Raw genomic sequence first — 26,870 nt, 5'->3', positions numbered from 1 at the left:
TGTCCCCGACGGACATGTCAAACATCATCCAAAAAACTGTTTTCGCTTCTACTGGCGCGGCTCGCATGCCGTACCCATTTTTTTCTACCAGGTGGAGAATAACGGATTCGAACCGTTGACCCCCTGCGTGCAAAGCAGGTGCTCTAGCCAGCTGAGCTAATCCCCCGGTTTCCATTACTCCTGACCCTTTTAGTAGTCCCAGGCAGAGTTGAACTGCCGACCTCTACATTATCAGTGTAGCGCTCTAACCAACTGAGCTATAGGACTGTGCTGGTTGCAGTGTCGGCCGATGACCGCATCTGAAGGCGGATCTAGACCCGGCCTCCGTGCTCACGGTTCTGCCCGGTGAGTATATTTTTATATACGCTTCTTGAAAAGATATCGCAGCGGTACCCCGTTGTAATGAAAAAAACGTGAACGAGCGTCTGAAGACCAGGACCGTGAAGGTCCGTCGGGTCATTCCTACCTCCCTGTCGCCGGACCGTGTCCGGACAGGCAATGTTCTCCAGAAAGGAGGTGTTCCAGCCGCACCTTCCGGTACGGCTACCTTGTTACGACTTAGCCCCAGTCACCAGTTTTACCCTAGGCCGCTCCTTGCGGTTACGGACTTCAGGTACCCCCGGCTTCCATGGCTTGACGGGCGGTGTGTACAAGGCCCGGGAACGTATTCACCGCGCCGTGGCTGATGCGCGATTACTAGCGAATCCAGCTTCACGGAGTCGAGTTGCAGACTCCGATCCGAACTGAGAGTGGTTTTGGGGATTGGCATCCTGTCGCCAGGTAGCTGCCCTTTGTACCACCCATTGTAACACGTGTGTCGCCCCGGACGTAAGGGCCGTGCTGATTTGACGTCATCCCCACCTTCCTCGCATCTTACGATGGCAGTCTCATTAGAGTCCTCAGCTTTACCTGTTAGTAACTAATGATGAGGGTTGCGCTCGTTATGGCACTTAAGCCGACACCTCACGGCACGAGCTGACGACAACCATGCAGCACCTACACGGTGGCCCCGAAGGGAAGGCGGATCTCTCCGCCGGTCCACCGCATTTCAAGCCCGGGTAAGGTTCCTCGCGTATCATCGAATTAAACCACATGTTCCTCCGCTTGTGCGGGCCCCCGTCAATTCCTTTGAGTTTCATTCTTGCGAACGTACTCCCCAGGTGGATTACTTAACGCTTTCGCTCAGCCGCTTACATTGTATCGCAAACAGCCAGTAATCATCGTTTACTGCGTGGACTACCAGGGTATCTAATCCTGTTTGATCCCCACGCCTTCGTGCCTGAGCGTCAGTAGTGGTTTAGTAAGCTGCCTGCGCAATCGGAGTTCCTCGTGATATCTAAGCATTTCACCGCTACACCACAAATTCCGCCTACTTCATCCACACTCAAGGAAACCAGTATCGAAGGCACTTTTACAGTTGAGCTGCAAAATTTCACCGCCGACTTAATCTCCCGCCTGCGCACCCTTTAAACCCAATAAATCCGGATAACGCTCGGATCCTCCGTATTACCGCGGCTGCTGGCACGGAGTTAGCCGATCCTTATTCGCAGGGTACATGCAAAACGGTACACGTACCGCTATTTATTCCCCTGCAAAAGAAGTTTACAATCCATAAGACCTTCATCCTTCACGCGACTTGGCTGGTTCAGAGTTGCCTCCATTGACCAATATTCCTCACTGCTGCCTCCCGTAGGAGTCTGGACCGTGTCTCAGTTCCAGTGTGGGGGATAAACCTCTCAGTTCCCCTATCCATCGTCGCCTTGGTGAGCCGTTACCTCACCAACTAGCTAATGGAACGCATGCCCATCTCTAACCGATAAAATCTTTAACAAATATCTCCATGCGGAGCCCCTGTATTATGGGGTATTAGTCCGTCTTTCAACGGGTTATCCCCCTGTTAGAGGTAGGTTGCATACGTGTTACTCACCCGTGCGCCGGTCGCCACCATCGTATTGCTACTCATGTGCTGCCCCTCGACTTGCATGTGTTAGGCCTATCGCTAGCGTTCATCCTGAGCCAGGATCAAACTCTTCGTTGTATAGTTGTTATTTGTCCAGAACTATCGCCCGATTATCCCGGTAAACGGAAATGGCGGCAAGTAGTAACGGTAAAAACAACGCAACCCGAAAAAATCGGTGATCCCCAAACCCTCGATTCACGAATCTATTTCATTCCTTGTTCTTAAATTGAACGGGTACCAATATATCTTGTAAATATACTGCTTGTCTTTTCTAAAACGTATATGAAAAACTTTCAAAGATCGTCTGTGTCGCTCCCGATTACTCGTTGCTTTCGGAAAGCGGATGCAAAGGTAGAAAAAGATTTCATACCAGCAAAACATTTCCAAAAGAAATTTCAAAAAAAATTATGACTGAATCGGCCATTAATGGGTCAAATAACTGTACAATAAACACTTATTGACTGCAATTTTTTTTGCCCTTTTTCGAGCCTCATCACGCGAAGAGCCTTTCACCGCTCAAAAAAGAGAAAATCGGGTGGCTGGAATCACAAATTATGCGTAACTTGCACCGCTTTTTCAAATCGCACTGAAACCACCTATTAAAGGATTTTTTAATGAAAGGTATTATAACAATATTAAAACGTTTTCTGCCTCCATACAGAAAGTATGTGGCACTCTCATTTCTTTTCAACCTCCTCACCGCGATATTGAATGTCTTCTCGCTGGCAACCATCATACCGATACTTCAGGTTTTGTTCAAGGTGAACGACACGGTTTTTGAATTTATTCCCTGGGAAACGGATGGGATCTCGAAAATCGATCTGGTACTCAATAACGGGAATTGGTATATGGCGCAGCTCATTGAAACACACGGTGGCAGTGCAACTCTTCTCTTTCTGGCCATCGCCCTGGTGGTGATGACACTTTTCAAAACGGGTACGGCCTATATGGGCGCATACTTTACAATCCCGATCCGGACGGGAGTAGTCAAGGATATCCGCAATAAAATCAACGACAAGATACTGGCACTTCCAATCGGCTTCTTTTCTGAAGAGCGCAAAGGCGATATACTGGCGCGGATATCGGGAGATGTCAATGAAGTGGAAAACTCCGTGATGAGTTCGCTCGACATGCTCTTCAAAAACCCCATCCTCATCCTGATCTATCTGGTAACGATGATCGTCTTGAGCTGGCAACTCACCCTCTTTGTATTTGTGGTATTGCCGATAATGGGAACATTGATGGGGAGAGTCGGAAAGACATTGAAGCGGAAGTCGTTCGAGGCGCAGAACAAGTGGGGCGAACTGATGTCGCAAATCGAGGAGACCTTGAGCGGATTGAGAATTATTAAGGCATTCAATGCGGAGGAGAAGATCTCAGGCCGGTTCTACAAAGGGAGCAACACTTTCAGGAGGATGTCGAACAGAATAGCCCGGCGTCAATACCTCGCCCACCCGATGAGTGAATTTCTGGGCACCCTCACCATAGCTATCGTCCTCTGGTTTGGCGGATCGCTTATCCTCGGCGGGAAGGGTATCATTGATGCGGCCACCTTCATCTATTACCTTACCATCTTCTACAGCATCATCAACCCCATCAAGGAGTTCTCCCGCTCGGCCTATGCCGTACAACGGGGATTGGCCTCCATGGAACGTATCGACAAAATACTGGAGGCGCAGAACGATATTGTAGAACCGCAACACCCCAGAAAACTGAATTTCGTAAGTGATATCAACTATCGCGACGTCTGGTTCAAATACAATAAGGAGTGGGTGCTTAAAGGAATCGACCTGAAAATCGAGAAGGGAAGAACGGTTGCCCTCGTAGGGCAATCGGGTTCGGGCAAGTCTACCATGACCGATCTTCTCTCCCGATTCTACGATATACAGGAAGGGGGCATCTTTATCGACGGTACCAATATAAAGGAGGTATCGCTATTCGACCTCCGCTCAAAAATCGGATATGTGACCCAGGAGGCGATCCTGTTCAATGACACTTTTTTCAACAACATCGCCTTCGGTACCAAAAACGCAACCATGGAAGAGGTGATAGAGGCGGCCAAGGTGGCCAACGCTCACGATTTCATCATGGCAACTCCCGAGGGGTATCAGACAAACATCGGAGACAGGGGAGGTAAGCTCTCGGGCGGACAGCGCCAACGCATCAGCATAGCGAGAGCGGTATTAAAGAATCCGGAAATCCTGATATTGGATGAAGCCACCTCTGCGCTCGACACCGATTCGGAACGGCTGGTACAGGATGCCCTAGAGAAATTGATGAGAAACCGCACCACCATCATCATTGCCCACCGTCTGTCCACCATCAAGAAAGCAGACGAGATCCATGTCCTGAGGGAGGGGCAGATCATCGAGTCGGGCAATCACAACTCCCTTTATGAACTGAACGGATATTATACGAAACTGTGCAACATGCAGGGAGATTTAAATTGAGAAGGTGTCCTGCTTGACGCTCTCCCTCTCCTCTGCATTCTCCAGCATCCGGTCGACCGCCTCATAGGGTGAGTTGATGCTGCGGAATTCGGGAACAATCTCCTTCATCTTTCTCACCGTCAGCATGTCGTCATATTGATAGGAGATCTTGATCAGTTCATCGATCTGATCCTTCACCTTTTCATACTCATATTCACGTACCTGGGCGATCATGATCTTCTCGTGGTGGGTCTTGATCGTATTCTCGGAGGCGTTGAGGAGCTCCTCATACAGTTTTTCGCCGTGACGAAGACCCGTGAACTCGATTTTTATATTGTTGGAACCCGAAAGGCGTATCATCCGTTTGGCCAGGTCGAGGATCTTGACCGGTTTACCCATGTCGAACAGGTAGATCTCCCCTCCTTTACCCATCGATCCTGCCTCGAGTACCAACTGGCAAGCTTCGGGGATGGTCATGAAGTATCGGATGATTTCAGGGTGTGTGACCGTCAAGGGGCCTCCTTTCTTGATCTGCTCACGGAACAACGGAATTACCGACCCGTTTGATCCCAGTACATTACCGAAACGGGTGGTAATGAACTGCGTGCTTTTCTGCCCTGTCTTTTCGAGATGTCTCGACAGCGACTGGACATATATCTCACAGATTCTTTTTGAACAACCCATCACGTTGGAGGGATTTACCGCCTTGTCGGTAGAAACCATCACAAACTTCTGCGCCCCATACTTCACAGCCAGATCCGCAAGGATTTTTGTACCGAGGATATTGGTCTGGACCGATTCCGAAACGTTGTCCTCCATCATGGGAACATGCTTGTAGGCTGCAGCATGGAAAATATATTGCGGGTGGGTCATCTCGAAAATACGCTCCATCCTTGTAGCGTTGCTCACATCGGCTACGATGATGTGGGTATTGAGATCCATCCACTTCTTCTGAAGTTCGAGCCTCATATCGTGAAGCGGGGTCTCCGCCTGATCGATCAGAATGATGTTGTAAGGATTGAACGTTGCTACCTGACGCACAATCTCGCTTCCGATGGAACCTGCCGCACCTGTCACCATTACCCGTTTCCCCTCAATGAGGGAAGCAATCTCCATCATATTGATGTTGATTGGATTACGGGGGAGCAAGTCCTCAATCTGGATATCCTTCAACTGCTCTTTCCCCGTAAGCGTACCGTTCCACTCATTTATGGGTGAAGTGGTCAGTAGCGAAATGTTGTGGTCTACAAAGTTGTCCAACGTAGGGGAGTTCCTTATCTGGTCCATCTTATGGGGAGAGACAATCACCGTTTTCACATCTTTTGCCTCCAATACCCTGAAGAGGTTTTCGTTATTGGCATAAATGGTCAACCCCAGGAGGTTCTTCCCTACCATATTCTCCTCATCGGTGATAAATCCCAACACCTTATACTTGAACTCGCGATTACCCCTGATCGCTTTTGCAAGACTGATTCCAGCCTGTTTGGTGCCATAAATGAAGACATTGGTGGCCTTCTGCGGTTTGCCGGTTATCGACTCATACACCTCCTTGACAACAATTCGCGAGAAAATCATCAGCAGGACATTGAGCACGTAAGTGGCAAAGTGAATGGTATTTGATATGGTGAAGCTGGGATTGTACTCCTTGATGACCAACAGACAGCCATACGACAGGAGATAACCCAGGGTCAACGCGTAAATGATGCGTATCAGGTCGGAAAAGGCCGAGAAACGCAAGACCCCGCTGAAGGTCTTGAAAATAAGAAATGAAATGATATTGAAAAATACCAGTACCGCCGTTGTGGTAATACCGTCAGCCTTGACCTGCGCCGTGAGACCCTCAAAGCCGAAACGGAGGAAATACATGGTCAGCGTTGAAAACAGTATGATCAGAATGTCTATTATCAGGATAGACATGCGAGACAATACCCTGTTTGACAAATAATCCTCTAAGCTTTTATTCATAACTGCACTTAAAGATAGCGAGAGTATATTTATTTACTAAATATACCCAAAGTTTATGAAGAATTGTGATATCAATATTACTGCTTGCCTTAAGTTCAAACTGTTGAACAATTATTCCACAATTATCTCATTCTGGCACACAATCATGTTCATTTTTATATCTCCCTGGTCTGCCGGAATGTTGTCGAAGAGTTGAAAATCGAAACAAACGGCCAATCTGGGAGCAGCTATTTTCGGCAACAACCTGTCATAATAGCCTTTACCCCTGCCCATACGGTTTAGCTTTCTGTCAAAAGCTACACCCGGGACAATTACAAGGTCGATCTTACCATATTCCGATTCCGGTATAGCATCACCCACCGGCTCTCTAATTCCATACGCCGAAGTGGACATGCTCTCTTCCGAATCGTACCTTTTCAATACTAATTCACCATTATTAACCGTCGGCAACAGAAATTGTTTTTCCAGACAATGTTTTTTTATCAATTGATGGGTTGCAACCTCGTCGGCCATACTGTAGTAAGCCAGTATAACCTTCGCCTGCTGGAACAGTACGGTAAGTTCGAGCGTGGTTATTACCTCCTCCGAGAACTCCTGCAACTCCCCTTCGGAATGGGAACGCTTGATCTCAACCACCTTTGCCCGAAGCTTTCTCTTCTGTTCAACTATCTCCCCACCTTTTGCCCTACGCATAGAACAATGATGTAAACTCACCGGGAACATGCAGATTGATGCGTTGACCCAGTGTAATGGATTTATATCTCTCCTGCACAACGGACTCCGGTTTAGCCAATCCCCTCTCGATGTAATCGACCGCATTTTTCAGCAGGGTATCATCCTGGAGGTATACCGAAAAGTAGCTCTCCTCGCCGAAAAAGTACCTGACAATATTGGAGATCAGGTGCCGCTCAAACAGTTTTCTCGACTCCTCGATGTAGTAGGGACGGGGCCGAATTCCCTTGTTGTCTGCAAAACTTACCAGATTAACCAGTAGCGGTTGCCTGTAGAGGTAGCGGACAAGATCATCGACCGTCTGGAACTCACGCAACTTATTGCGGTTCATATCCGAATAGGTTACCGCATACTCCTGAATGTAGTCTCTGTTGGCAATGGAATTGAAATAGGAGTTCATGCCAACGGTATCTCGCGCGATGAAGACGTCTGGCATGATGCCGTCGCCACCATAAACCGTCCTGCCTCCTCCTGTCTTATAGGGTATCAGGGTAGAGGCCGTATCGGAATTGACGTAGTCTCCCTGCATGTAGCGGTTCAAGGCCTCCATCTCATATTCATCGTACTTCCCTTTCTCATATTTACGCTGGATGGAACGGCCCGAAGGGGTGTAATACCGGGCAACGGTAAGCCTGACGGCTGACCCGTCGGGGAAATTCCGCTGACTCTGCACCAATCCCTTTCCAAATGATCGGCGACCCATTACCAGCCCCCGATCGTTATCCTGGATGGCGCCGGCAAATATTTCACTGGCAGATGCGCTCAATTCATCGATCAGCACCACCACATCATCCTCCTTGCTTGTACCGGATCCATTGGCGTAGCTGTCCTGACGGGGGAAGTTCCGCCCGTCGGCATAGACGATCAGGTCGCCTTTGTGGAGAAACTCATTCACCATGGCCACCACAACCTCCAACGAGCCGCCGCTGTTGCCACGCAAATCGATCACAAAAGATTTTGCTCCCTGACTTTTGAGTTTTGAGAGCGCTGATATAAATTCATTGAAGGTGTTGAATCCGAAGGTGCCAACCCGGATATATCCGATGGTCCTGGTCTGCATATATGCCGCCAATACGCTGTTCATTGGAATATCACCACGGGTTACGGTTATATTGATCAGTTCAGGATTGTTATCCCTGCGGATACCCAGTTTTACCACCGACCCCTTTTCTCCACGGAGCTTCTTCAGCACTTCGGCATTTGTAATATTTTTGCCTGCAATCAGCGTGTCATTCACATTGACGATCCGGTCCCATTGCTTTATGCCAGCAGCTTCCGAAGGACCGCCGGGGACAATGCTTGTCACCACGATCGTATCCCTTAAAACGTAAAAACTCACCCCGATTCCTGAAAAGTGACCTTCCATGTCCTCGTTCAGACGCTTCATTTCACTGGCGGGGATATAGGCCGAGTGCGGATCGAGCTCCTGGACAATCTTGGGCAGTGCCTCCTCCACAAGCTGGTGCATGTCAACGGTGTCGACGTACGATTTGTTGATATAGTTGAATACCGCATCGATCTTTCCGGTTCCATTCACCTTTCCCGTGCTCCCGAATTGTGAATAGATACTCTCTATCAGGATACCCAGTACAATACCTACTGCAATCCAGAAGGGAAGCCACGTCTTATACTTGTTCTCAGGTCTCAGTCTCATCTTCTACTCTTGCCATTTTGTTATTACAAATCGACCGAAATCAACTCTATATTTGCCTTCTTAAGCAATTCAACCCCATCACTCAACCTATAGGAATCGGCATAGACCACTCTACGGATGCCTGCCTGGATAATCAGTTTGGCACACTCGATGCAAGGAGATGAGGTTACATACAATGTTGCTCCGTCGCTGCTATTGTTGGAACGGGCAACCTTGGTGATGGCATTTGCCTCTGCATGAAGCACGTAGGGTTTAGTCACATTCTGCTCATCCTCGCAGACATTCTCAAAGCCGGAAGGGGTTCCGTTGTATCCGTCCGAAATGATCATCTTGTCTTTTACCAGGATGGCTCCCACCTGGCGCCTCTTGCAGTATGAATTCTCCGACCAGATAAATGCCATCCGCATATACCGTTTATCGAGTTCAAGCTGTTTTCTATCTGTCATTTCACGTCAGTTTACTGTTATTCAACTGCCTTCAAGCTCATGTCCAAACTTTTCACCGAATGGGTTAGCGCACCTACCGAAATGTAATCCACGCCACACTCCGCATATTGGCGGATCGTTTCGTACGTAATTCCACCCGATGATTCCAACTCAACGCGTCCGTTGACGAGTCTTACCGCCTCGGCAGTCTGTTCGGGGGTGAAATTGTCGAGCATGATCCTGTCTACCCCACCCACGGCAAGGGCCTGCCGAAGCTCGTCGAAATTGCGAACTTCAATTTCGATGGCCAGTTGTTTCTTCTTATCTTTCAAGTATTGTTGTGCCCTGCGGATAGCATTTTCAATCCCCCCGGCAAAATCCACGTGGTTGTCTTTCAGCAGAATCATGTCGAACAGACCGATACGGTGATTCTCTCCACCTCCAATCTTCACGGCCTGCTTCTCCAGCATCCGCATCCCGGGTGTGGTTTTGCGGGTGTCAAGCACTTTCGTCTTGGTTCCTTCAAGCAGCTTTACATATTTCCCGGTAGTGGTTGCAATTCCGCTCATGCGCTGCATGATGTTCAGGACCAACCGTTCTGTCTGCAACAACGATTGCACCTTTCCCGAGACAAGGAATGCCACGTCACCGGGCTTGACCTGCGCACCGTCGTTAATGAAAACATCCATCTTCAGCTCCTTGTCGAAACGGTTGAAAATCGTCCTGGCAACCTCAACACCCGCCAGTATGCCCTCCTCCTTGATCAGCAACCTGGCTTTTCCGGTAGCTGTTTCGGGAATGCTGCAAAGCGTAGTATGATCACCGTCGCCAATATCCTCGGCAAAGGCCAGTTCAAGAAGTTTATCCGTCAATTTTTCTAATTCCATTTAAATCAAATTGGGTCGCTACCTAACTATAACACAATTCAGCCAGTTTTGTTAATAAAACTTGCAAATTGTGAATGCAAAATTATAAAAATAATAGGTTATATTTGCAGTCAAGTTGCTAATTTTACGAAAAAAGATCCATTAACGAGAGATGAAGGTGGTTTTGCTGTCCGTTGGAAAGACCGATGAGGATTTCTACGTCCGGGCAATCGAGATGTTCAAAAAAAGGTTGAGTCATTATATCCCGTTTGAACTCGATTTTGTACCCGATGTGAAAAACAGAAAGAACCTGTCGGAGAAGGAACAGAAACAGCTCGAAGGTGAAGCCATTCTGAACCGTATTCAACCGGGCGACCATGTAGTGTTGCTGGATGACAAGGGGAAACAATACTCGTCAATGGAGTTTTCAGCCTTTATCGAGAAGCGGTCGCACTCGGTGCCCAAACGGCTTGTTTTTGTCGTTGGCGGACCTTACGGATTTGCAGACCAAGTATACGACCGTGCAAACGAGAAACTGTCGCTATCGCGGATGACCTTTACCCACCAGATGGTTCGGCTGGTGTTTGTGGAGCAGTTGTACCGGGCAATGACAATATTAAACGGCGAACCGTATCATCATGAATAGTAAAAAGTGAAAAAGCGAGTTTCCATCCTTCTGTTGTTATCCGTCACCATCTCCCTTGCCGCACAAGAGATTACCGGCAGCTGGAGCGGGACCCTCAATGTTATGGGAAACAGGTTGCCTGTTGTCTTCAATATCTCCAGGACCGACAGCCTTTACAGCACTACAATGGACAGTCCCGCGCAAAATGCTTTTGGAGTGCCAACGACAAAGACCACCTTCTCCGGGAACCGGCTCGAGATTGTGGCAACGGGACTGGGTATTTTTTATCAGGGAACAGTGCAGGGAGACTCAATTATAGGCACATTCAACCAGGGAGGAATCCCTTTTCCGCTTGTGCTCAAGCAGTCAGGCAAGCCGCTTCTGAACCGGCCTCAAGAACCTCTCCCCCCATTTCCCTACAGATCGGAAGAGGTGAAATTCCCCAATAAAAAAGATGAGATCGAACTGTCAGGATCACTCACAATACCAGACTCCACAGGCAGGTTCCCGGCCGTGGTGCTTATCGCAGGCAGCGGCCCTCACGACAGGGACGAGACCATTTTCGGACACAAACCGTTTCTGGTAATCGCCGACCACCTGACAAGAAACGGATTTGTCGTTCTCAGATACGACAAACGGGGCATAGGGAATTCCACAGGTGACTATCAAGGGGCAACCACCAGGGACTTTGCAGCAGATGCCGCTGCGGCAGTGGCCTACCTGAAAACAAGGAGAGAGGTGATGCAATCGGCTATCGGCCTTATCGGCCATAGCGAGGGGGGATTGATTGCCCCCATGGTGGCATCATCAGGGAAGCATGATATCCGGTTCATCGTCCTGATGGCAGGAATGGGAGAGAACGGACTCGAAACGGTAATGGAACAGAACCGAATCTCGATGCAGCAACTCAACATGGAACCGGAGAATATCGAGCAATCATTGAGGGCGCTGCGTGAGATATTTGAAAGCCTTTCGGAATGGGAAGGGAGAGAAGCCGATCGGGTGGTATTGCGCGACAGGCTATCGCAACTTTGGGAACAATATCCCCTTTTCGTAAAGATGAAAATCAACAAGGAGAACTTCATCCGCAACCAGGTGAACCCAATCACCACCCCTTGGTACCGGCAGTTTCTGACACTCGATCCGTCACAATTCCTACAAAAGGTGAAATGTCCCGTGCTGGCCATCAACGGAGAGAATGATACCCAGGTGGTCCCTGAAAAAAATCTTGCAGCTATACAATCTGCACTGGATAGGGGAGGAAACCGACGATATGAGCTGAAGGCCTATCCGCGGCTGAATCATCTTTTTCAGGAGAGCGAAACCGGCCGTGTAGATGAGTATGGAAAGATTGAGCAGACCATCTCGCCGGAGGTGTTGTCCGACATCACGGCCTGGATAAAAAAACAGGTAAAACAATAAAAAATGGCTACAAAAAAACAGATTTTCACCATCATGTGGATAGCGATCGCAGTCATAGCGGTCGCCTCCATTAGCTGCCTCATCGCCATGCCGAAATGGAAAGGCATCTTTCTGGCCTGTTGTGGAGGCTTTCTGATTACCAATATTTTCATCTCCATGTTTTTTATCCAGAATAACTATCGGGATAAAAAATAGGCCTTGATCAGTTCTTCATCAGCTTTTCGAGGTTGATGCAAGCCGAAAGGAGGTCGTAGGCGGCCTGCAGGTACTCCTGCTGTGCATTCTGTTCGCGCAGCTTCTCTGAAAGGAACTCGCTTTCGAGTAAATATCCTTTCTGAAACTGGATCTCTCTTGCTACAACCTGTTGCTTCATCAGGTTCATGTTTGCCAGTTTCAACCCATAAGTCTCCCTTAAGGTCTCCACTCTGTCTCTCTCCTTTGACAATTCGGCCAGGCGGCTGTTTTTTATTTCCCGAAGATTCTCACGTTCAAGCTGTTCTTCTACCCGCAATCGGGAGACCTCCTTTGCAGTGCTTAGCGACCGTGAAATGGGAACCCTCAGCGAGAGAGCCAGAAAACTGTTTCCGAACCACCGGTCGGGATCGCCCGGCTTCAACTCCCTACCGAAATAGTTGGCCCCGTAATACCCTGTCAACGACAGTGATGGCGCATACTTCAATACCGCACTCCTGGTCCTGATTTCCGAAAGCGAAACCTGTTCGGCCTGCCGGAGATGAGAGAGGGGGGCCACGTCGTTCACAGGTTCCAGCTCCGCCATTTTCAGGTAAAGCGATTCGATATCATCTGTCAGCCATATCCTGTTCAAATTATCCTCATCCGCTTCCAGCCCCATCTGCAGTAACAGGGCTACATTGGCATTGTGTAAGATGTTCTTTGCCTGATGAAAACGGGCAAGAGAGGTATTGTAATTGATCTCGGCGCTGTTTCTCTCTGCCAGAGAGATCTTCTCACGCCGGTAACGGTCGGCCGCTTCCCTGAAAAGGGAGGCATAATAGACCGTATCGGCTGCCAGCGCCTCCAGCTGGGCCCGCGCTATCGCACAATCTACATAGGCCTGTGCAACTGAAGCCCGCAACTCGTTTTCAGAAATCCTGGAGTCGAGCCGACTGATATTTAACTCCTTTTCCTGCATCAACTTCCTACCGGCCGTCTCGGGATTGAAAATATCGAATGCCACATTGATACCAGCGCCGGAACTCCACGGGGTATTGAAGCGCATGTACATCAACTCCCCATCGGGGGACGAAGGATTGATCATCGAAGCCGGGATGGGCGTTGACGGGATAACGATGTTACGCCTCAACTCGGAGGAGGCATAGATGTCGGGCAGATATTCCCGTTTTATCTGCTCAAGCTGGTATCCTGCCTGCTGTGACTTGAGCCGTTGCTTGACAACCGTTGGAGAATGAGCCAATGAATAGGTCAGCGCGCTTTCCAGTGTTAGGTTGTCCAACTCTACCCTGCTCTCCTGACCCGTTACCGACAAAAGGACGAAGCTACATGCAAGGGTGAGAAAGTATCTTTTATCCATTGTGAATGCTTTTAGTGAATCAAAACCTTATCTGAAGACGGACGAGGGCTCCACCTTTTTCAACTTCTGGATGGAAAAGAGGGAGCTTGCGACCGCAATAATCAATGTGACAAAGAAGAGAAATCCCAGAAACTGCGGGGAGAGATTGATGATAAGTCCCGCCTTGGCCATACCCAGTTTGGTCATGATCAGCAGAAGCAACGAAACTGCAAATCCCACCACTGCATAGATGAACGACTGGGCAATCACCAGAAGGGTAATGTAGCGACCGGTAGCCCCAATGGCTTTTAATGTTCCGTAATCCTTGATCCGATCGTAAGTGGCAGAATACATGGTAAGCCCGATGATAAAGAATCCGCTCACGATGGCAAAGATGACCAGCGTTCCGAAACTCATACCCATGTTGTTTGCCGTCATCACATTGATAACGGTGGCGTTGTTCAGATCTTCCGAACGCCAGGCCTTCAGGTCAGGAGCAATGCTGTTTATCCGGCTGATCACCTCATCGATTTTCGACCGCTCCTTCACCGTAACGATAACTGCACTGACCGCATCTTCCGGAAATCCGGAATAGTAGCGTGCCGTGACATCGGTCGTGTAGAGCATCGGACTCGAGAAACCTTTGGCATTCTTCGTGGTTGCACCTACTGTAACGCTTTTGCCGCCAATCTCGAAGCGGGTCCCCAACTTCACGTCATAACCAAACGTCTTGTTGTCGTAATAATCGGTCGAGACTGTCTCATGGAGGAACAGGTTGCTTGTACTGCCCGAGTTCAACAGCAAATCGGACGGGCCCGCAGCCAGCTCGGGATATTCGCTTCCGATAATGATGGCCGGTGAGCTCTCTCCGTTATCGAAACGGACCGAAACGTTTGCCATTACCATTCCGTGGGTGTCGTCAACTCCCTCGATGCTTCTCAGCTGGTTCACCCACCGCTTGTCGAACGGCGAGAGGATATTGGCATTTCCGGTAAGTTTGTTAACGACAAAGATCTGTGAATATTCGGGCTTGGCGTTATTGATCACTCCGCCGATAAGCGTGGTGAGATAAAAGAAGATGCCCAACTCCAGACCAATCAGGTAGATACTGATAATTATTCCCAGCAGGATTCCTGTACTCTTCGACTTTTCAAACCGGATGAACTTATATGCTGTTGCAAACATGTATCCCTAATTTAGATGAACGATGCACTCAACCTTGGTATCGATAAGCAGGCCTGAATCGTTGTCGATGGAGACTTCGATTTCACGTACCCGGCGATCCTGGAAATCCTCGCCGCTGTCTGAAAAGAGCGATTTCGATTTCAAATCGGGCGAGATCACGATGAGCTTTCCATGAGCCACCGGTTGAGGATTGCCGGCAACCCGTATCTCACACGACTGGCCCAACTTGAGCCGGTTTGAAAACATCTCGTCAATTTCGGCCAGAACAATCAGCGGAGTATCCGGGGCCAGCAGTGCGTAGGTCTCATACCGGTTAACCGCCTCTCCCCTTTTTGGCAATACGTCAAGCACTATCCCATCCATCGGTGCACGCAAGGAGGTACGGTTCAACTCTTCCGACCGCATCTTCCTTTGTGCCGCAATTTCCCGGAGTTGCGACTCCTGAAGAAGTATGTCGTTCTGCAACTTCTCCAGGTTCTGTTTTTCCAGATCATATTCGTTCTGGAGACTCCGCACGTTCTCGCCACTCTCGGCTCCCGCTGCAAGCAGCTCAAGGGCATCCTTCAACTTTCTCTCCTTTTCCCGCAGACGGATCACACCCTGCTCCTTCAGTACCTTGGCCGAGGCTATCGACTTTTGCTGGGTTGACAGCCGGCTTTCAATCTCGTTCAATGCCAATGAGGCATCGGTGTTGTCGAGGGTTAGCAGCAGATCGCCCTGCTTAACCTTCACCCCGGTTGTCACGGCTATGTCAGAAACGATCCCCGCAACAGGTGAAGCCAGTTTGCTGACACCACCCTGCGGGGTTATCTTGCCGATGCCCACAGCTATATTGACCGGGGCTGGCTCTATCGGGGTTCTCTCCGCTTCCTTCTTGCCACAGGCAAAAAGAGAGAGCATGAGAGGCAAAGTCAAAAGCACTCTTTTCATATGTGTAAAATTTTACTTAGTGATCAAACGATTCGTCGAACGGCGTATCGCTGATTTTACCTTCAGATACATAAATGGTCCGGTCTGCATACCTTTTTAGGCGCGTGTCGTGTGTAACGATAATTACAGCCCGGTTTTCACGTGAAAGGGCTTTCAGCATATCCATTACCAGAACGGCACTCTTGTGATCGAGTGAAGCGGTGGGTTCATCGCAGAGTATCAGTTTCGGATCGGTAACAAGGGCACGGGCAACAGCAATACGTTGTTGTTGTCCCCCACTGAGGTTACGTGGGAGGTTTTTCACCCGCGACAACATATCAAACTTCCGGATGATCGACAGCGCCTTTTCTTTGGCTACTTTACGCGACTCACCTTTCAGGAGAAGCGGCTGCATCACGTTCTCCAGTGCGTTGAGCGGAGACAGGAGATTGAAGCCCTGAAACACAAAACCGATCTCGTTCAGACGAATCTTTGCCAATTCTGTCTCTGAAAGCCTGTTTACGCAGGTGTCACCCAGCCAGACATCCCCGGTTGTGGGGTAGATGACACAACCAAGCAACGAAAGCAACGTGGTTTTTCCTGAACCGGACGGTCCCACAATCAGCGTCACCTCTCCAGTATTGAAACTGACAGTAGAGGGCGTCAGCGCCACAATCGTGGTGTCGCCCGTCTTATACTCCTTACTGGCCCCTTCTATTCTTGCTGCGATCTCCATCTCTACTGGATTATTAGACCACAAATATAATACATTTTTGTACTATTATCAATTTTAAAACGGTTTTTCTTGGATAATAACCCAGAAATTAATACTTTTACGTACAAATTAATCCGTTTATGAAACGAGCATGTCAATCAGTCCCCCCCAAAAACACGATACGATGCTAGTTCCATACGACCTTAATGTAAAAGAATTAATATTATCGTATGAAATCAAAAAAATTGTTGATAGAGATCATTGAATTATTGGATCAGTTTGAGAAAACGACTCAATCGAACGAGGTGGAACTTTCGCTGAACGACTTTATCCTTTTTCTGCAACAGAGACGGACAATCAAAGAGGAGAGAAACGACACGGTGCGTATTGCGCAAAACATAAGTTTCCTGCACCGGTACTCCAAGTTCTACATCAAGAAAGCGCTGAAAGGATCGTTGCTCCAAACGGTCGATGAATACACCTACCTGGTAACATTGTTTAATGAAGAAAGTTTGTCCAAGACAGAGATCAACAATAGGAATGTGATTGAAAAAACGTCGGGCAACGAAATTATGCGGCGGCTTCTGAACGCGAAGCTTATCGGTGAGCGCCGCGATAAGGAGGACAAGCGTAGAATGCGTGTTTTTATCACCGATAAAGGAAGAGCGGAACTGACGAAGATTTTTCCCGGGTTGTGGAAGTCTGCCACGATGTTATCCGGAGTACTGGCTCCTCCGGAGAAAGAGTCGTTTTTGCAGGTCTCCGATAAACTTTGTGATTTCCACAAAAACATTTTCGCACACTGCAAAGAGGAGGAGATCGATAGTTTACTGTCAAAACTACCTTCCGTCAACCGGGAAAGTTTGTAAATTCAAAGTTCAGGCTCTCAAAAATTTCATTTTTCACGATATCGTCGGATGAGTTGAAATCTTGAATTGCAGCCAATATTTTCTGAGAGAAAGTGGCACTGCTTCTGCCCAGAAAAGTCAACGCCCGCTGGGCCGAAAGACGCAGGAAATAGGACCCTGATTCCAAATCGGCAACCATCTTCTCCATGATTGCGTAGGGGTCTATCTGGTTGACAAGTTCGGAGCGTATGATCAACAGTCTGGCAAACAACCAGTAACCTGTGGCACGCACCTCCCCGTTGTCCGACCCGGTCCACTCCTCCACCAGTTTATCTGCAAATTCGAGCCTCTGAAACAGATTCATACAAACCTGCTCCCGGATCTCCTGGTTGGGAATCTCGTTCACCCACTGCCGGGCCTTCTCCATATCGAATGCATCCACGGGATAGAGCATCGATGCCAATATCTTCAACTCACGGGTTTCCAGTTTCCATAAGCGTTCGGCCAGATCCATATCGGCCGGGTACCTTTTGGAGAGTTGGCGCAAACGGGGAATTTCCACCCCGAAATTGAGCTTGTAGTCAAGTCCCTTCTCCCGCATACTTTTGGATGCCACACCATTCATGGAACGGCGCAAATCACCCCTGATCCGCTGCAACACTTCATCCATATCTGCCTGTATGATAACAATTTTGAGTGCAAATATAGCCTTAAAACCCGATATTTTCAACAATTTGGCTATCTTTGTACCCGCAAACAGGAAACTTAAAACCACAAGACGATGAGATTATTGTTAATCAGTAACTCCACCAATCCGGGAGAAGCTTACCTGGATTATCCCAAAGAGCATATCAGAGATTTTCTGGGCATCAAGACGAAAAATGCCCTGTTTATCCCCTACGCTGCCGTCACCTTCTCATATGACGAATATGAAGAGAAAGTGAACAGCAGGTTTGCCGAGATCGGACACCACGTAACCAGTATCCACCGGTTTATCAATCCCGTGGAGGCCATTGAAAATGCCGATGCAATAGTGGTGGGAGGCGGAAATACCTGGCAGCTGGTCAAGACTCTTCAAGAGAAGGGATTGATGAAAGTCATCCGGAAACGGGTCAGAAAGGGTCTGCCCTATATCGGTTGGAGTGCAGGCTCAAACATTGCCTGTCCCACCTTGAGGACCACCAACGACATGCCCATCGTTGAACCGAAAAAGTTCAAAACGCTCAAACTCGTTCCTTTTCAGATCAACCCCCACTATCTGGACGATCATCCGGCCAACCATGGAGGGGAGACCCGCGAGATGCGTATCAGGGAGTTCATCGAGATCAACCGGGATATCTTTGTCGTCGGTCTTCGGGAAGGCACGATGTTGCTATTGGAGAAGAATGAATTGTCTCTGATAGGATCACGTAATGCCCGCATTTTTAAATATGGACAGGATCCCAGGGAACTCTCCAGTGAAGATGATTTCAGTTTCTTACTTTCAGAACCGTTCAATTTATGACTCAACATCCAAGTACAACCGTAACAGAGAACCGCAAATTCACCATTACCGATTTCCTTCACGACAGCCGTGCAATTGGGATATTGCTTCTGCTTTGCACGGCAACATCGCTTATCCTCACCAACCTGCCAGGTATCGGTGAAAATTACAGTCAATTCTGGGAAACCGAAATTCCATTTTTGCACTCAGCACATCTGCCTCACAGCATCCTGCACGTAATCAACGACTTCCTGATGGCATTGTTCTTCTTTCAGGTAGGGATGGAGATAAAACGTGAGACAGTAGTAGGAGAACTCTCCTCCCCTAGCAGGATGATGATGCCGATGATTGCTGCACTGTTTGGGGTTATCTTCCCCGCAATCATCTTCTTAACTGCCACCAAGGGAACAGTCTACCAGTCGGGATGGGCCATTCCCACAGCTACCGATATTGCCTTTTCACTGGGCATCCTGAGCCTGTTGGGTAAAGCCGTACCCCATTCGATAAAGATCTTTCTTACCGCACTGGCCATTATCGATGACCTCTGTGCCATCCTGATTATTGCCTTCTTCTACGGAGGTCAGCCCAAGTTTACATGGTTACTGGGAGTGGCGGCATCCATACTGATAATTATACTGGTGATCAAATACCTTAAAAGTCCCTTCTCCCGGATCCTTTATCTCTCACTTGGGATGGTGATGTGGTATTGCATGTATCAATCGGGCATTCACGCCACTTTTGCCGGCGTGATCCTCTCGGCATTGCTCCCGATAAAAAAGATTCCGGTATACGAAAAGATCCTCCTATTCCCTGTCAACTTCCTGATTATACCGATCTTTGCTTTGGCCAATACCAGCATAGCGATCAACGCTTCGGCCATCGCCAACCTGACCGGTGAACTCTCCATCGGAATTGTTCTGGGTCTGCTGATCGGAAAACCGGTGGGCATCTCACTGGGAGTATACCTGATGACCAAAATGCGGATTATCAGGTCTAAATCCAAACCCGACTGGATGCTCTATGTTGGAGTGGGAATACTTGCCGGCATCGGTTTTACGATGTCCATCTTCGTTTCAACACTTGCATTCGAAGACAGGAGCCTTCAGGATACTGCCAAACTTGCTGTACTGATTGCCTCAACCCTATCGATGATAATCGGCTATGACTGGTTGAAGATTGCATTAAAAAAGAGGCAGGTAGAGTTGTAATAAAATCAAAAAAGCTGCTCAAATGAGCAGCTTTTTTTGTTGGATATATATAGTATGTAAATTGGAGTTGCGGTAAAGCATTCGATCGATTCCGATCGTGATGCTGTCACAGAGCTAGCGTCTTGCTGTTACGCAGGCTTGATTTCAATGTCCTGATTCTGCCAATCCGGTTAGCCTGATATGCGGCAGATCCATTGTTGATGTTCTGCTCCAGATACTTGATCTGAGAGAGAATGTCTTCCTTTGTAAGGCTGTTGATGTTCATACTTATTCCTTTCTTTTATCGTTATGATTATCGGCAACCGATTACAAGAAACACTTTCAGCATAATGTAAATAACCTAAAACTGATTTCCAATAACTCGCTTGCCATTAAAATCGATACAAAGATAGGAGAAATATATGTTTTACAACCATTGCCGTCCGATAAAAACCGATTTTGATTCTTCGTTACTTTTAACCGGCTTATTATCAGTCGTTTCTTTTTATAATTTTTCTATTTTCAAAAGTAAGCCCCCCTGAAAAGGGTAAGCATCTCTAAATCCTGGTCATCTCGTTGCCAATCTCGTTCCGGGTTTTCTAAAAATTTTATCAAGTGCAGGTAATTAAACAGGTGTATCCTGCAAAATGACACCAGGTTGGAGAATGCCCAAGGCCGTTTCAACCGCTTCTGTATAACCGTGAGCAAGAGGTTCACGATCAAAGCGCAATATACCTGTATTTTTATCGCGTTCTCGTTATCCCCGAGGAAGTACTTCAGGGGGAAGTTTGATTTTAACTGCTTGAATAACAGCTCTATTTGCCATCTTATTTTATACAAGGCCGCTATCATGTCGGGCCGCATCTCGAACAGGTTGGTGAGGAACTCGAACTTCCTTTTCAACACCCTGTCGTAGAACACCACCTTGCGCAACTTCAGCTTGCTCCCGCCATCATCTTCCTTCACGGTCACCTCGATGATAGTGTCTTCCAGCACGCCGCTGTGGATGCATTCATCGATGTAAAGTTCTTGCTCCACCTTGTAAACGGCGTTCTCCTTGATGCGGGTAACGAATCCGGCTCCCTTTTCACAAAACAGCTTGAAGGCTTTATAATCGTTGTATCCCTTGTCGAAGACGTAAATAGTGTTGTCATCCGGTTCCAGTTTCCTCAACAGCAGGTGATCGTTCGTGGCAGCGGATGAGAACCATATCATCTTGGGAACGGGCTCGTCGACATTGATAACGGTGTGCACCTTGATCCCCCCTTTGCGTTTACCGTTCGAGGGTGTTCTGCCGACGCACTTCAAGATGTCCTGGAACAAACTGATAACCGTGCTGTCGAAGATCTCGACCTGCTTGTTCAACACATCTTTAAAGCGGGTGTCCGAGATCACGTGTTGGTACTCGCGAAGCAGGTCGTGGTACACGCCCGAGAAGAAATCAACGCTCCTGCGCTTGTTGGCGTCCGACAAGGTGCTCCGGTAGGGTATGTGGCCGAGCTGGAAATGCCTGGTCTTGCCTGAAAGACCGAGCATTGCACCCGCCACCTCGCGCAGGGAGGAGCATTTGGCGAAGACGCAAAACAACATGCTTATAAGGTGATCCTTAGCCGTGAAACGTTTCACGTAATGATCGGCCTTGTACCGTTTGCTGTTTCGGGCGATAATCCTTGTATCTACCATAGATATGAGCTGTCCGAATACCGATTGTCCAAAAAAATAAGTACTTTTGTTCATTGTAGACTTGTTTTGTGATGAATACAAAGCTACAATTATTAGTACGACGGGCAAAACTCAAATTTGCCCGCGTACTTTTTCTAAAAAGTTTTTATCGGACAACAGTGTTTTACAACATATATTCCGCCTTTTTTTCAATAGATTTTTTATTATCTCCATAGATGGAAGCTATTCAACGCTTCCGGTTTCGCCTGCCACCCACGACTGCCAGAAACATGCCTACAGAAAAAATCACGAGCGTGCCCAATACAATTGTCAGATAGTTATGGAAAAGCGTCTGCCTGCTCAACGACATCCAGGCGATAAGCAACACGCCGCAGATCACCCCGGCAAGGGCATATGCCCCTTTTACCCTCCGGCCGATATACCCCAGGAAAAAGAGACCCAGCATGCCCCCGCTGAAAATTGCAGCCATGCTCCACCAGGCATCCAGCGCACTCTTCACGGAGATCATGGCCAGTCCAACGCCAACACCCAATAGACCCAGCATCACAGAAGTGGCATAGAGTATCTTCATTTTCCGCTTTTCGCCTGCTGCTCCCGAAGCGGTGATGGAGAAAAAATCGGTCAGCACCACCGTTGCGGAGCTATTTATGCTGGTAGAGACAGTACTCATGCCGGCAGCAAAGATAGCGGCAATCAGCAGGCCTGTGACTCCTGCCGGAAGAGCGTTCACGATGAAATAGGGAAACACCTGGTCGCCGGTAACCGTCTCCGGAAGGGGTTGAGTTGAATAATAGACGAAAAGTGAGGTCCCGATAAGAAAAAAGAGCAGGCTCACGGGCAGATACAACAGACCTCCAAAGAGGGCCGAAAAACGTGCGCTCTTCTCGTCCCGGGCAGTTTTGTACCGTTGCACATAGTTCTGATCGATGCCGTAGTTTTGCAGGTTGATGAACAATCCGTAAAGCAACGTTACCCAAAATGTAGGTTCACTTAAGCTCAACCCGAAACTTCCCAGCGAGAACTTGTCGTGATCCGCTCCCACACGAAACAGTTCACCCGTTCCTCCCGGCATGGTGACCAGCAGGATCACCAGACAGGTAATGGCTCCTGCAATCAGAATCAAACTTTGGATCGCATCGGTATAGACAATTGCCTTTATCCCTCCCAAGGCCGAGTAGATTACAACAGCAACCCCCGTAAGGACAATAATCAACGGAATACTCCACCCCAGCATGGCGTTGATTGGCAAGGCCAGGAGAAAGAGCACGGAGCCGACGCGGGCAACCTGTGTCAACAGGTAGCAACCCGAGGCATACAACCGGGCCCACCTGCCGAAACGCTCCTCCAGGAAACTGTAGGCCGACGGGCTGTCGATACTCCGGTAGAACGGCACAAAAAATCTGGCTGCAAAAAAGATGGCAATCGGGATGGAGAGGCTGAATACAAAAGAGTTCCAGTTCCCGGAATAGGCACTGCCTGGCAGTGCCAGGAAACTGATACTGCTTACATAGGTGGCAAAGATGGACATACCCACCACAAATCCAGACATACCCTTACCGGCGGTCATAAAGTCGCCGGCAGTCTTGTTTTTCCGGACAAACGAACTTCCGAAGAGTACTGTACCTAGAGTGAAAACAAGAAAGATGACAATATCAATAATGGTTAACTGCATAGTGCTGCTATTACAAGGTGTTCTTCTTGAAGAGCGACCGGTTCACCTCCAGTGGTCGGGATCGAAGATGGTTGTTGCGATGTACCGGTACGGGGTTGCATCCTTGTCGTTCGCGTTGTTCCAGTAGTAGATCAGCACCAGTTTCCCGTCCGGACGTTGAACCATGCGCGGGTAACCTGCGTCGCGGTTGGCTCCATCCCCGCTTCTGAGCACAATCTCATCACTCCAGCTCTCCCCGTTGTCGGAACTGAAGCGTACACATACGCGTGAGCCGTACACGCTTCGATAGATGTAGCCCAATGCCAATCTTCCATCGTCCAGTTTGACCAGTGCGGGAGGAGATCCTCCGTTGCCGGTATCATTGACCGGATTCTTCAACGGTCTCCACGACTTGCCGTTGTTGGTAGAACGATAGGCGATCAACAGATCCTGCCGGTCGGCCATCCTTCTCCTGATAACAGTCAACAGCTCTGTTTCAGATAACCGGAGCGATGAAGGCATAATATCGAATCCTCCATGTTCTTCCGTAATCCATGAAACCAGTTCCCAGGTTAAACCACCATCGGTGGTCCGGGCAAAAGCTACTCGCCCCTCCTTCTTGTCTGCTTTAGCCGTTGTCAGAAAGAGGCTGAGCTCCCTTTCGTTCTCCACGATATAATCGGTACGGCTGGCTATTCCCGGAGTGCCCAGATCAGGGAAGGAGTAGGGACCCGACCACTCTTTACCCCTGTTCATGGAGTAATAAAAGTGGGTGGGCCCGTCATTGTTGTTATGCCGGACAAAGGTAATGACAAAACCGGGATCGGTAAAATCGGGCATGGGTGTCACCAATGGTTTTGGCTCCTCAGCCATGTCCGAGGGGATGCTGTGATCGTTCCCCCAGGCCGTCTGTCCCTGTTCAAAAGCATCCTCGATCTTCCATCTCTCCCCGCCATCGGTACTTCTGGCATATTTATGACGTGCCGAGGATTGGTCGTATGTGTGCAAACCGTCGGTCGTTTTATGGTCCGCCTCGACAAATCCCACCAGGATCTCGTTGTCCCAGTTCCATATGCCGTTATTGGCGGGCCAACCGGCATACCTGTTTTCCTGGTAGAAGAGAACGCCATGTCTGACATCTGCCGCCAGCCCCTTGTCGCTTCTCGCTCCCTGATAACCGCTACAAGAGATCATCACTCCCAATAGTAAGATTCCAACAGAAATTGCTTTCATACGTATCTATTTATCGTTAAAAAGTAAGTTATTACCTATTCAGTCACGCCTCAACAGCCATATATCGCATATTTTGGAGTGTTGCCTCCAGTTCAGGTGCGACTCTTCCGGCTCGTCGAAAGTCACCGTGATGCTGCCGTCGCGCGTGTAGCGGGGATCGACCAGAAACTCCTTGAATGTCTCCAGCTCCTTGTTGTAAAGGATAGGAGCTATCCGCTCCCCATCCACCCGGAGCAGTGCATCTCCATACCCGGCAATCCGGATCAGGTAACGGGCATTGGGGTCAAGATCGTTATACTCCAGTTTCGGGAAATTCTGAAACAGTTGAGTGGAGAGCCGCTTCCGGGAGAGCCCCCTGTCCCACCAGGCAAAATCGGTGGCATCGTATACTGTTGTTAAAACATGCGGACTCTCGGCTATGTTTGAGATGTTGTCATAAAAACTACCCTCTCCCGGATTATCCCAGCGGGCCAGGATAGTGATCCGCTCCAGCTTCTCCTCATCGTCCTGCATCTGTTCCACCTTCCGGAACTCGTCGGCCAGCCACCAGCGGTTATTCAGCGGATGATCCAGGAAATCCAGTGTGCATCCCCTTTCTGGGCCGCTTGCGCGATGCCGCTCCATGCTCGATTGAAGGGAAATGGATAAAAAGAGGGAGTCGGCATAAGCGTGGATCTTCCGCTTCAACTCTGGAGCTACATTGAAACTGTCTGCTTCGTTTACCTTCTCCAATGCCTGTTTCATGGCCTGCGAAATTCCTATCGAACCTGCCTGCAGGAGTATCCGGTAAGCCTCTCTCTCGAGCCTCTTTTCGTAAAGATTCCGCCTGCGGATATACGCATCATAGTTGGCGCGGTAGAGGCACATCTGCCACCGCCAGTCGGAATTGAGCCGGGGATATTCCTGTTCCAGCCGGTCCCATTCACGCAAGGTCATTTCAATTCCGGCGTTGGCATCGACAGGCCCCTCCCAATTCTTCTCCAGGGCTGCAATGGCATTTACAACCGGCTCAGGATCGGAAATTCCAAAGAAGAAACGGACATATTGCGCCAGTATCTCCGTCACCTCCTCGTCCGGATCCCACCCCTTTCTAGACCAGACAAACTTGTTCAGATCATCGTTTATCCCGTCGGAGTAGGAGATGAATCCATCCGTGTACGGGGCAAACCTGTTGTGTATCATCGCATAGTAAAACGGTTGCGGATTTACGGGTTCACGTCCCAGGGTGAGCGCAAAAGCCTGATCCCAGTCAAGCGTGGGATATTGACACCTCACGGTGTGGGTGATGTCGGGATAATGACGATGCATATACTTTTCCGGCAGGCGGTAACGGGTTGCAGCCAGCGACGGGCTTCCGGGACCGCTTACGATCCCTTTAAGCCAGTTGGGCGACACCTCATCCAGGTAAGAGAAGAGATAATCGCACTCTTCATCGCTGAATCCCTGTAGCGACATCCAGATTCCGGCATCGGGATGGTATCTCCTCAACTCGCCGGAGATGGTTTCCAGAAAACGGAGCAGCTCTCTTGGATGATTATCGCCTGGATCTCCGCCCGGAATAAAGATATTATCGAGCTTGGGACAAGCTTTGTAAAAATCGGCATGCTTTTTCTTTTCCTTATTGAAAACGGTATCGTTGGAGAGATCGCCGACAGGCATCCATACCCAGTAATCCAGGCGGTACTTCTCGCACATCCGGCTGATTAGGTAATTCATCTCCTGTGGTGTTTTCAGCATATGGGGACTGTCAGGAGTCTCGAGCGGAATATTCTCAATGCTGTTGGCACCAAAGAGGGCCAATTCGCGGATGTAACGGTCGTATTGTTCCGGGCTCCAACCATCGTACGAATTTGCCGTGTTCCGGTAACCCAGCTGGTGTCCCCTGATCGGGTAGACAGGAGCAGAGCAGATGGTGCTGCCGGATTTGAGGGTGAGCCTCTGGAATCCGAAACGGACTTCACGCAGCAGGTGACCTGCCGCATATAGGAGAGCCCGCTCATCCTTGCCGATCAGCCAGAGTGTCTCCCTCCCACGCCTCCTCTCCCACGCCATGCTATAGGATTCATCTGCGGCGGGAAGATCAACTCCCGGTGGAAGGGGCTCACCGTAGAGCGACCGATCGGCAGCCAGCGATAGTGCGATATTGTTTTCTGTCCACCGCTCACTCAAGGGCATCCTGATCTGTGCAAGCCTGAACAGCTCCTCCTGAAGGATGTCGGCAATGGTCTCCCTGAAGTCCGGGGCAATGGTTTCGGAGATGATCAGGGAAGCATCGGAGAGATCATGTTCTTGAGCAGACAGCGACAAGAGTAACAGGTTGCAGATAATGCCCGAGAGAATCAATACGCTTTTTCTTAACATGGCAGA

General features: G+C 49.0%; 23 protein-coding genes, 2 tRNA genes and 1 rRNA gene (1 of these 26 only partly in view). 7 read left to right on the top strand and 19 right to left on the bottom strand.

The annotated features are described in order from the left end of the window. The 4 genes from ING2E5A_RS15205 to ING2E5A_RS02665 all read right to left on the bottom strand — a co-directional run. Positions 1–28, bottom strand: partial view of a hypothetical protein gene (locus ING2E5A_RS15205; RefSeq protein WP_154670011.1) — the start only. The gene continues 128 nt to the left of window position 1, outside the view; 28 of the gene's 156 nt are visible here — the first part of the coding sequence; it begins with the start codon at positions 26–28; its stop codon lies off the left edge, out of view. A 64-nt stretch (positions 29–92) separates the two neighbouring features. After that, positions 93–166: transfer RNA gene (locus ING2E5A_RS02675), tRNA-Ala, on the bottom strand. 27 nt (positions 167–193) lie between these two features. Further along, positions 194–267: transfer RNA gene (locus ING2E5A_RS02670), tRNA-Ile, on the bottom strand. A gap of 242 nt (positions 268–509) precedes the next feature. Beyond that, a 16S ribosomal RNA gene (locus ING2E5A_RS02665) occupies positions 510–2,038 on the bottom strand. A gap of 536 nt (positions 2,039–2,574) precedes the next feature. Here ING2E5A_RS02665 and ING2E5A_RS02660 point away from each other — a divergent pair. Further along, entirely contained in the window at positions 2,575–4,410 is a 1,836-nt protein-coding gene (locus tag ING2E5A_RS02660) for an ABC transporter ATP-binding protein (RefSeq protein ID WP_071136077.1), read from the top strand. Here the strand turns inward: ING2E5A_RS02660 and ING2E5A_RS02655 are convergent. From ING2E5A_RS02655 to nadC, 5 genes are all read right to left on the bottom strand, one after another. After that, on the bottom strand, positions 4,402–6,306 hold the full coding sequence (locus ING2E5A_RS02655) for a polysaccharide biosynthesis protein (RefSeq protein ID WP_231960424.1): 1,905 nt from the start codon (positions 6,304–6,306) through the stop codon (positions 4,402–4,404). The genes ING2E5A_RS02660 and ING2E5A_RS02655 overlap by 9 nt on opposite strands. Positions 6,307–6,465: 159 nt before the next feature. Further along, positions 6,466–7,047, bottom strand: a complete 582-nt coding sequence (locus ING2E5A_RS02650) for a 5-formyltetrahydrofolate cyclo-ligase (RefSeq protein WP_071136075.1) — start codon at positions 7,045–7,047, stop codon at positions 6,466–6,468. Beyond that, positions 7,040–8,740, bottom strand: a complete 1,701-nt coding sequence (locus tag ING2E5A_RS02645; protein ID WP_071136074.1) for a S41 family peptidase — start codon at positions 8,738–8,740, stop codon at positions 7,040–7,042. Before ING2E5A_RS02645 ends, ING2E5A_RS02650 begins: the two co-directional genes overlap by 8 nt. 23 nt (positions 8,741–8,763) lie before the next feature. After that, the gene (locus ING2E5A_RS02640; protein WP_071136073.1) at positions 8,764–9,186 is read right to left on the bottom strand and encodes a dCMP deaminase family protein; all 423 of its coding nucleotides are present in this window, start codon (positions 9,184–9,186) and stop codon (positions 8,764–8,766) included. 17 nt (positions 9,187–9,203) lie between these two features. Then, entirely contained in the window at positions 9,204–10,052 is an 849-nt protein-coding gene (gene nadC, locus ING2E5A_RS02635) for a carboxylating nicotinate-nucleotide diphosphorylase (RefSeq protein WP_071136072.1), read from the bottom strand. 151 nt (positions 10,053–10,203) lie between these two features. Between nadC and rlmH the strand changes: the two genes are divergently transcribed. Genes rlmH through ING2E5A_RS15200 form a run of 3 tightly spaced genes read left to right on the top strand, consistent with a single transcriptional unit; the run spans position 10,204 to position 12,273 of the window. Then, a complete protein-coding gene (rlmH, locus tag ING2E5A_RS02630) occupies positions 10,204–10,677 on the top strand; it encodes a 23S rRNA (pseudouridine(1915)-N(3))-methyltransferase RlmH (protein ID WP_071136071.1) in 474 nt (157 codons plus the stop codon). 6 nt (positions 10,678–10,683) lie between these two features. Next, positions 10,684–12,078, top strand: a complete 1,395-nt coding sequence (locus ING2E5A_RS02625; protein WP_071136070.1) for an alpha/beta hydrolase family protein — start codon at positions 10,684–10,686, stop codon at positions 12,076–12,078. A 3-nt stretch (positions 12,079–12,081) separates the two neighbouring features. Further along, positions 12,082–12,273 (top strand): hypothetical protein, encoded by a 192-nt coding sequence (locus ING2E5A_RS15200; RefSeq protein ID WP_143102559.1) that lies wholly within the window; start codon positions 12,082–12,084, stop codon positions 12,271–12,273. Positions 12,274–12,280: 7 nt separating this feature from the next. Here ING2E5A_RS15200 and ING2E5A_RS02620 read toward each other — a convergent pair whose 3' ends face one another. Genes ING2E5A_RS02620 through ING2E5A_RS02605 form a run of 4 tightly spaced genes read right to left on the bottom strand, consistent with a single transcriptional unit; the run spans position 12,281 to position 16,439 of the window. After that, positions 12,281–13,630 carry a TolC family protein gene (locus ING2E5A_RS02620; protein WP_071136069.1) on the bottom strand — a complete coding sequence of 450 codons (1,350 nt, stop codon included), beginning with the start codon at positions 13,628–13,630 and terminating at the stop codon, positions 12,281–12,283. A 27-nt stretch (positions 13,631–13,657) separates the two neighbouring features. After that, positions 13,658–14,794, bottom strand: a complete 1,137-nt coding sequence (locus ING2E5A_RS02615; RefSeq protein ID WP_071136068.1) for an ABC transporter permease — start codon at positions 14,792–14,794, stop codon at positions 13,658–13,660. 6 nt (positions 14,795–14,800) lie between these two features. Further along, on the bottom strand, positions 14,801–15,724 hold the full coding sequence (locus ING2E5A_RS02610) for an HlyD family secretion protein (protein ID WP_083373153.1): 924 nt from the start codon (positions 15,722–15,724) through the stop codon (positions 14,801–14,803). A gap of 16 nt (positions 15,725–15,740) precedes the next feature. Next, positions 15,741–16,439, bottom strand: a complete 699-nt coding sequence (locus tag ING2E5A_RS02605) for an ABC transporter ATP-binding protein (protein WP_071136066.1) — start codon at positions 16,437–16,439, stop codon at positions 15,741–15,743. A 209-nt stretch (positions 16,440–16,648) separates the two neighbouring features. Here ING2E5A_RS02605 and ING2E5A_RS02600 point away from each other — a divergent pair, with 209 nt between their 5' ends. Next, the gene (locus ING2E5A_RS02600) at positions 16,649–17,287 is read left to right on the top strand and encodes a MarR family winged helix-turn-helix transcriptional regulator (protein WP_071136065.1); all 639 of its coding nucleotides are present in this window, start codon (positions 16,649–16,651) and stop codon (positions 17,285–17,287) included. On the opposite strand, the gene ING2E5A_RS02595 is transcribed toward ING2E5A_RS02600, so the two are convergent. Then, on the bottom strand, positions 17,268–17,936 hold the full coding sequence (locus ING2E5A_RS02595) for a DNA alkylation repair protein (RefSeq protein ID WP_071138158.1): 669 nt from the start codon (positions 17,934–17,936) through the stop codon (positions 17,268–17,270). The two genes, ING2E5A_RS02600 and ING2E5A_RS02595, sit on opposite strands and share 20 nt — an antisense overlap. 111 nt (positions 17,937–18,047) lie before the next feature. On the opposite strand from ING2E5A_RS02595, the gene pepE reads away from it, so the two are divergent. Together pepE and nhaA are read left to right on the top strand one after the other, a co-directional pair. Then, positions 18,048–18,770 (top strand): dipeptidase PepE, encoded by a 723-nt coding sequence (gene pepE, locus ING2E5A_RS02590; protein WP_071136064.1) that lies wholly within the window; start codon positions 18,048–18,050, stop codon positions 18,768–18,770. Next, positions 18,767–19,957, top strand: a complete 1,191-nt coding sequence (gene nhaA / locus ING2E5A_RS02585; RefSeq protein WP_071136063.1) for a Na+/H+ antiporter NhaA — start codon at positions 18,767–18,769, stop codon at positions 19,955–19,957. Before pepE ends, nhaA begins: the two co-directional genes overlap by 4 nt. Positions 19,958–20,063: 106 nt before the next feature. Here the strand turns inward: nhaA and ING2E5A_RS15195 are convergent, their stop codons facing one another. The 5 genes from ING2E5A_RS15195 to ING2E5A_RS02565 form a co-directional block, all read right to left on the bottom strand. Next, complete coding sequence (locus tag ING2E5A_RS15195; RefSeq protein WP_154670010.1) at positions 20,064–20,222, bottom strand: hypothetical protein; 159 nt, start codon at positions 20,220–20,222, stop codon at positions 20,064–20,066. Between the two features lie 236 nt (positions 20,223–20,458). Further along, entirely contained in the window at positions 20,459–21,673 is a 1,215-nt protein-coding gene (locus ING2E5A_RS02580; RefSeq protein ID WP_071135810.1) for an IS4 family transposase, read from the bottom strand. Positions 21,674–21,845: 172 nt separating this feature from the next. Further along, on the bottom strand, positions 21,846–23,291 hold the full coding sequence (locus tag ING2E5A_RS02575; RefSeq protein WP_071136062.1) for a sodium:solute symporter: 1,446 nt from the start codon (positions 23,289–23,291) through the stop codon (positions 21,846–21,848). Between the two features lie 42 nt (positions 23,292–23,333). Next, on the bottom strand, positions 23,334–24,503 hold the full coding sequence (locus ING2E5A_RS02570; protein ID WP_083373151.1) for a sialidase family protein: 1,170 nt from the start codon (positions 24,501–24,503) through the stop codon (positions 23,334–23,336). 39 nt (positions 24,504–24,542) lie between these two features. Continuing rightward, positions 24,543–26,864, bottom strand: a complete 2,322-nt coding sequence (locus ING2E5A_RS02565; protein ID WP_071136061.1) for a hypothetical protein — start codon at positions 26,862–26,864, stop codon at positions 24,543–24,545. Positions 26,865–26,870 lie beyond the last annotated feature (6 nt).

The sequence above is a fragment of the Petrimonas mucosa genome (assembly GCF_900095795.1).
Classification (GTDB): domain Bacteria; phylum Bacteroidota; class Bacteroidia; order Bacteroidales; family Dysgonomonadaceae; genus Petrimonas; species Petrimonas mucosa.
The sequence above is the reverse complement of the archived record's forward strand: the minus strand, read 5'-3'. Positions and strand labels throughout refer to the sequence as shown.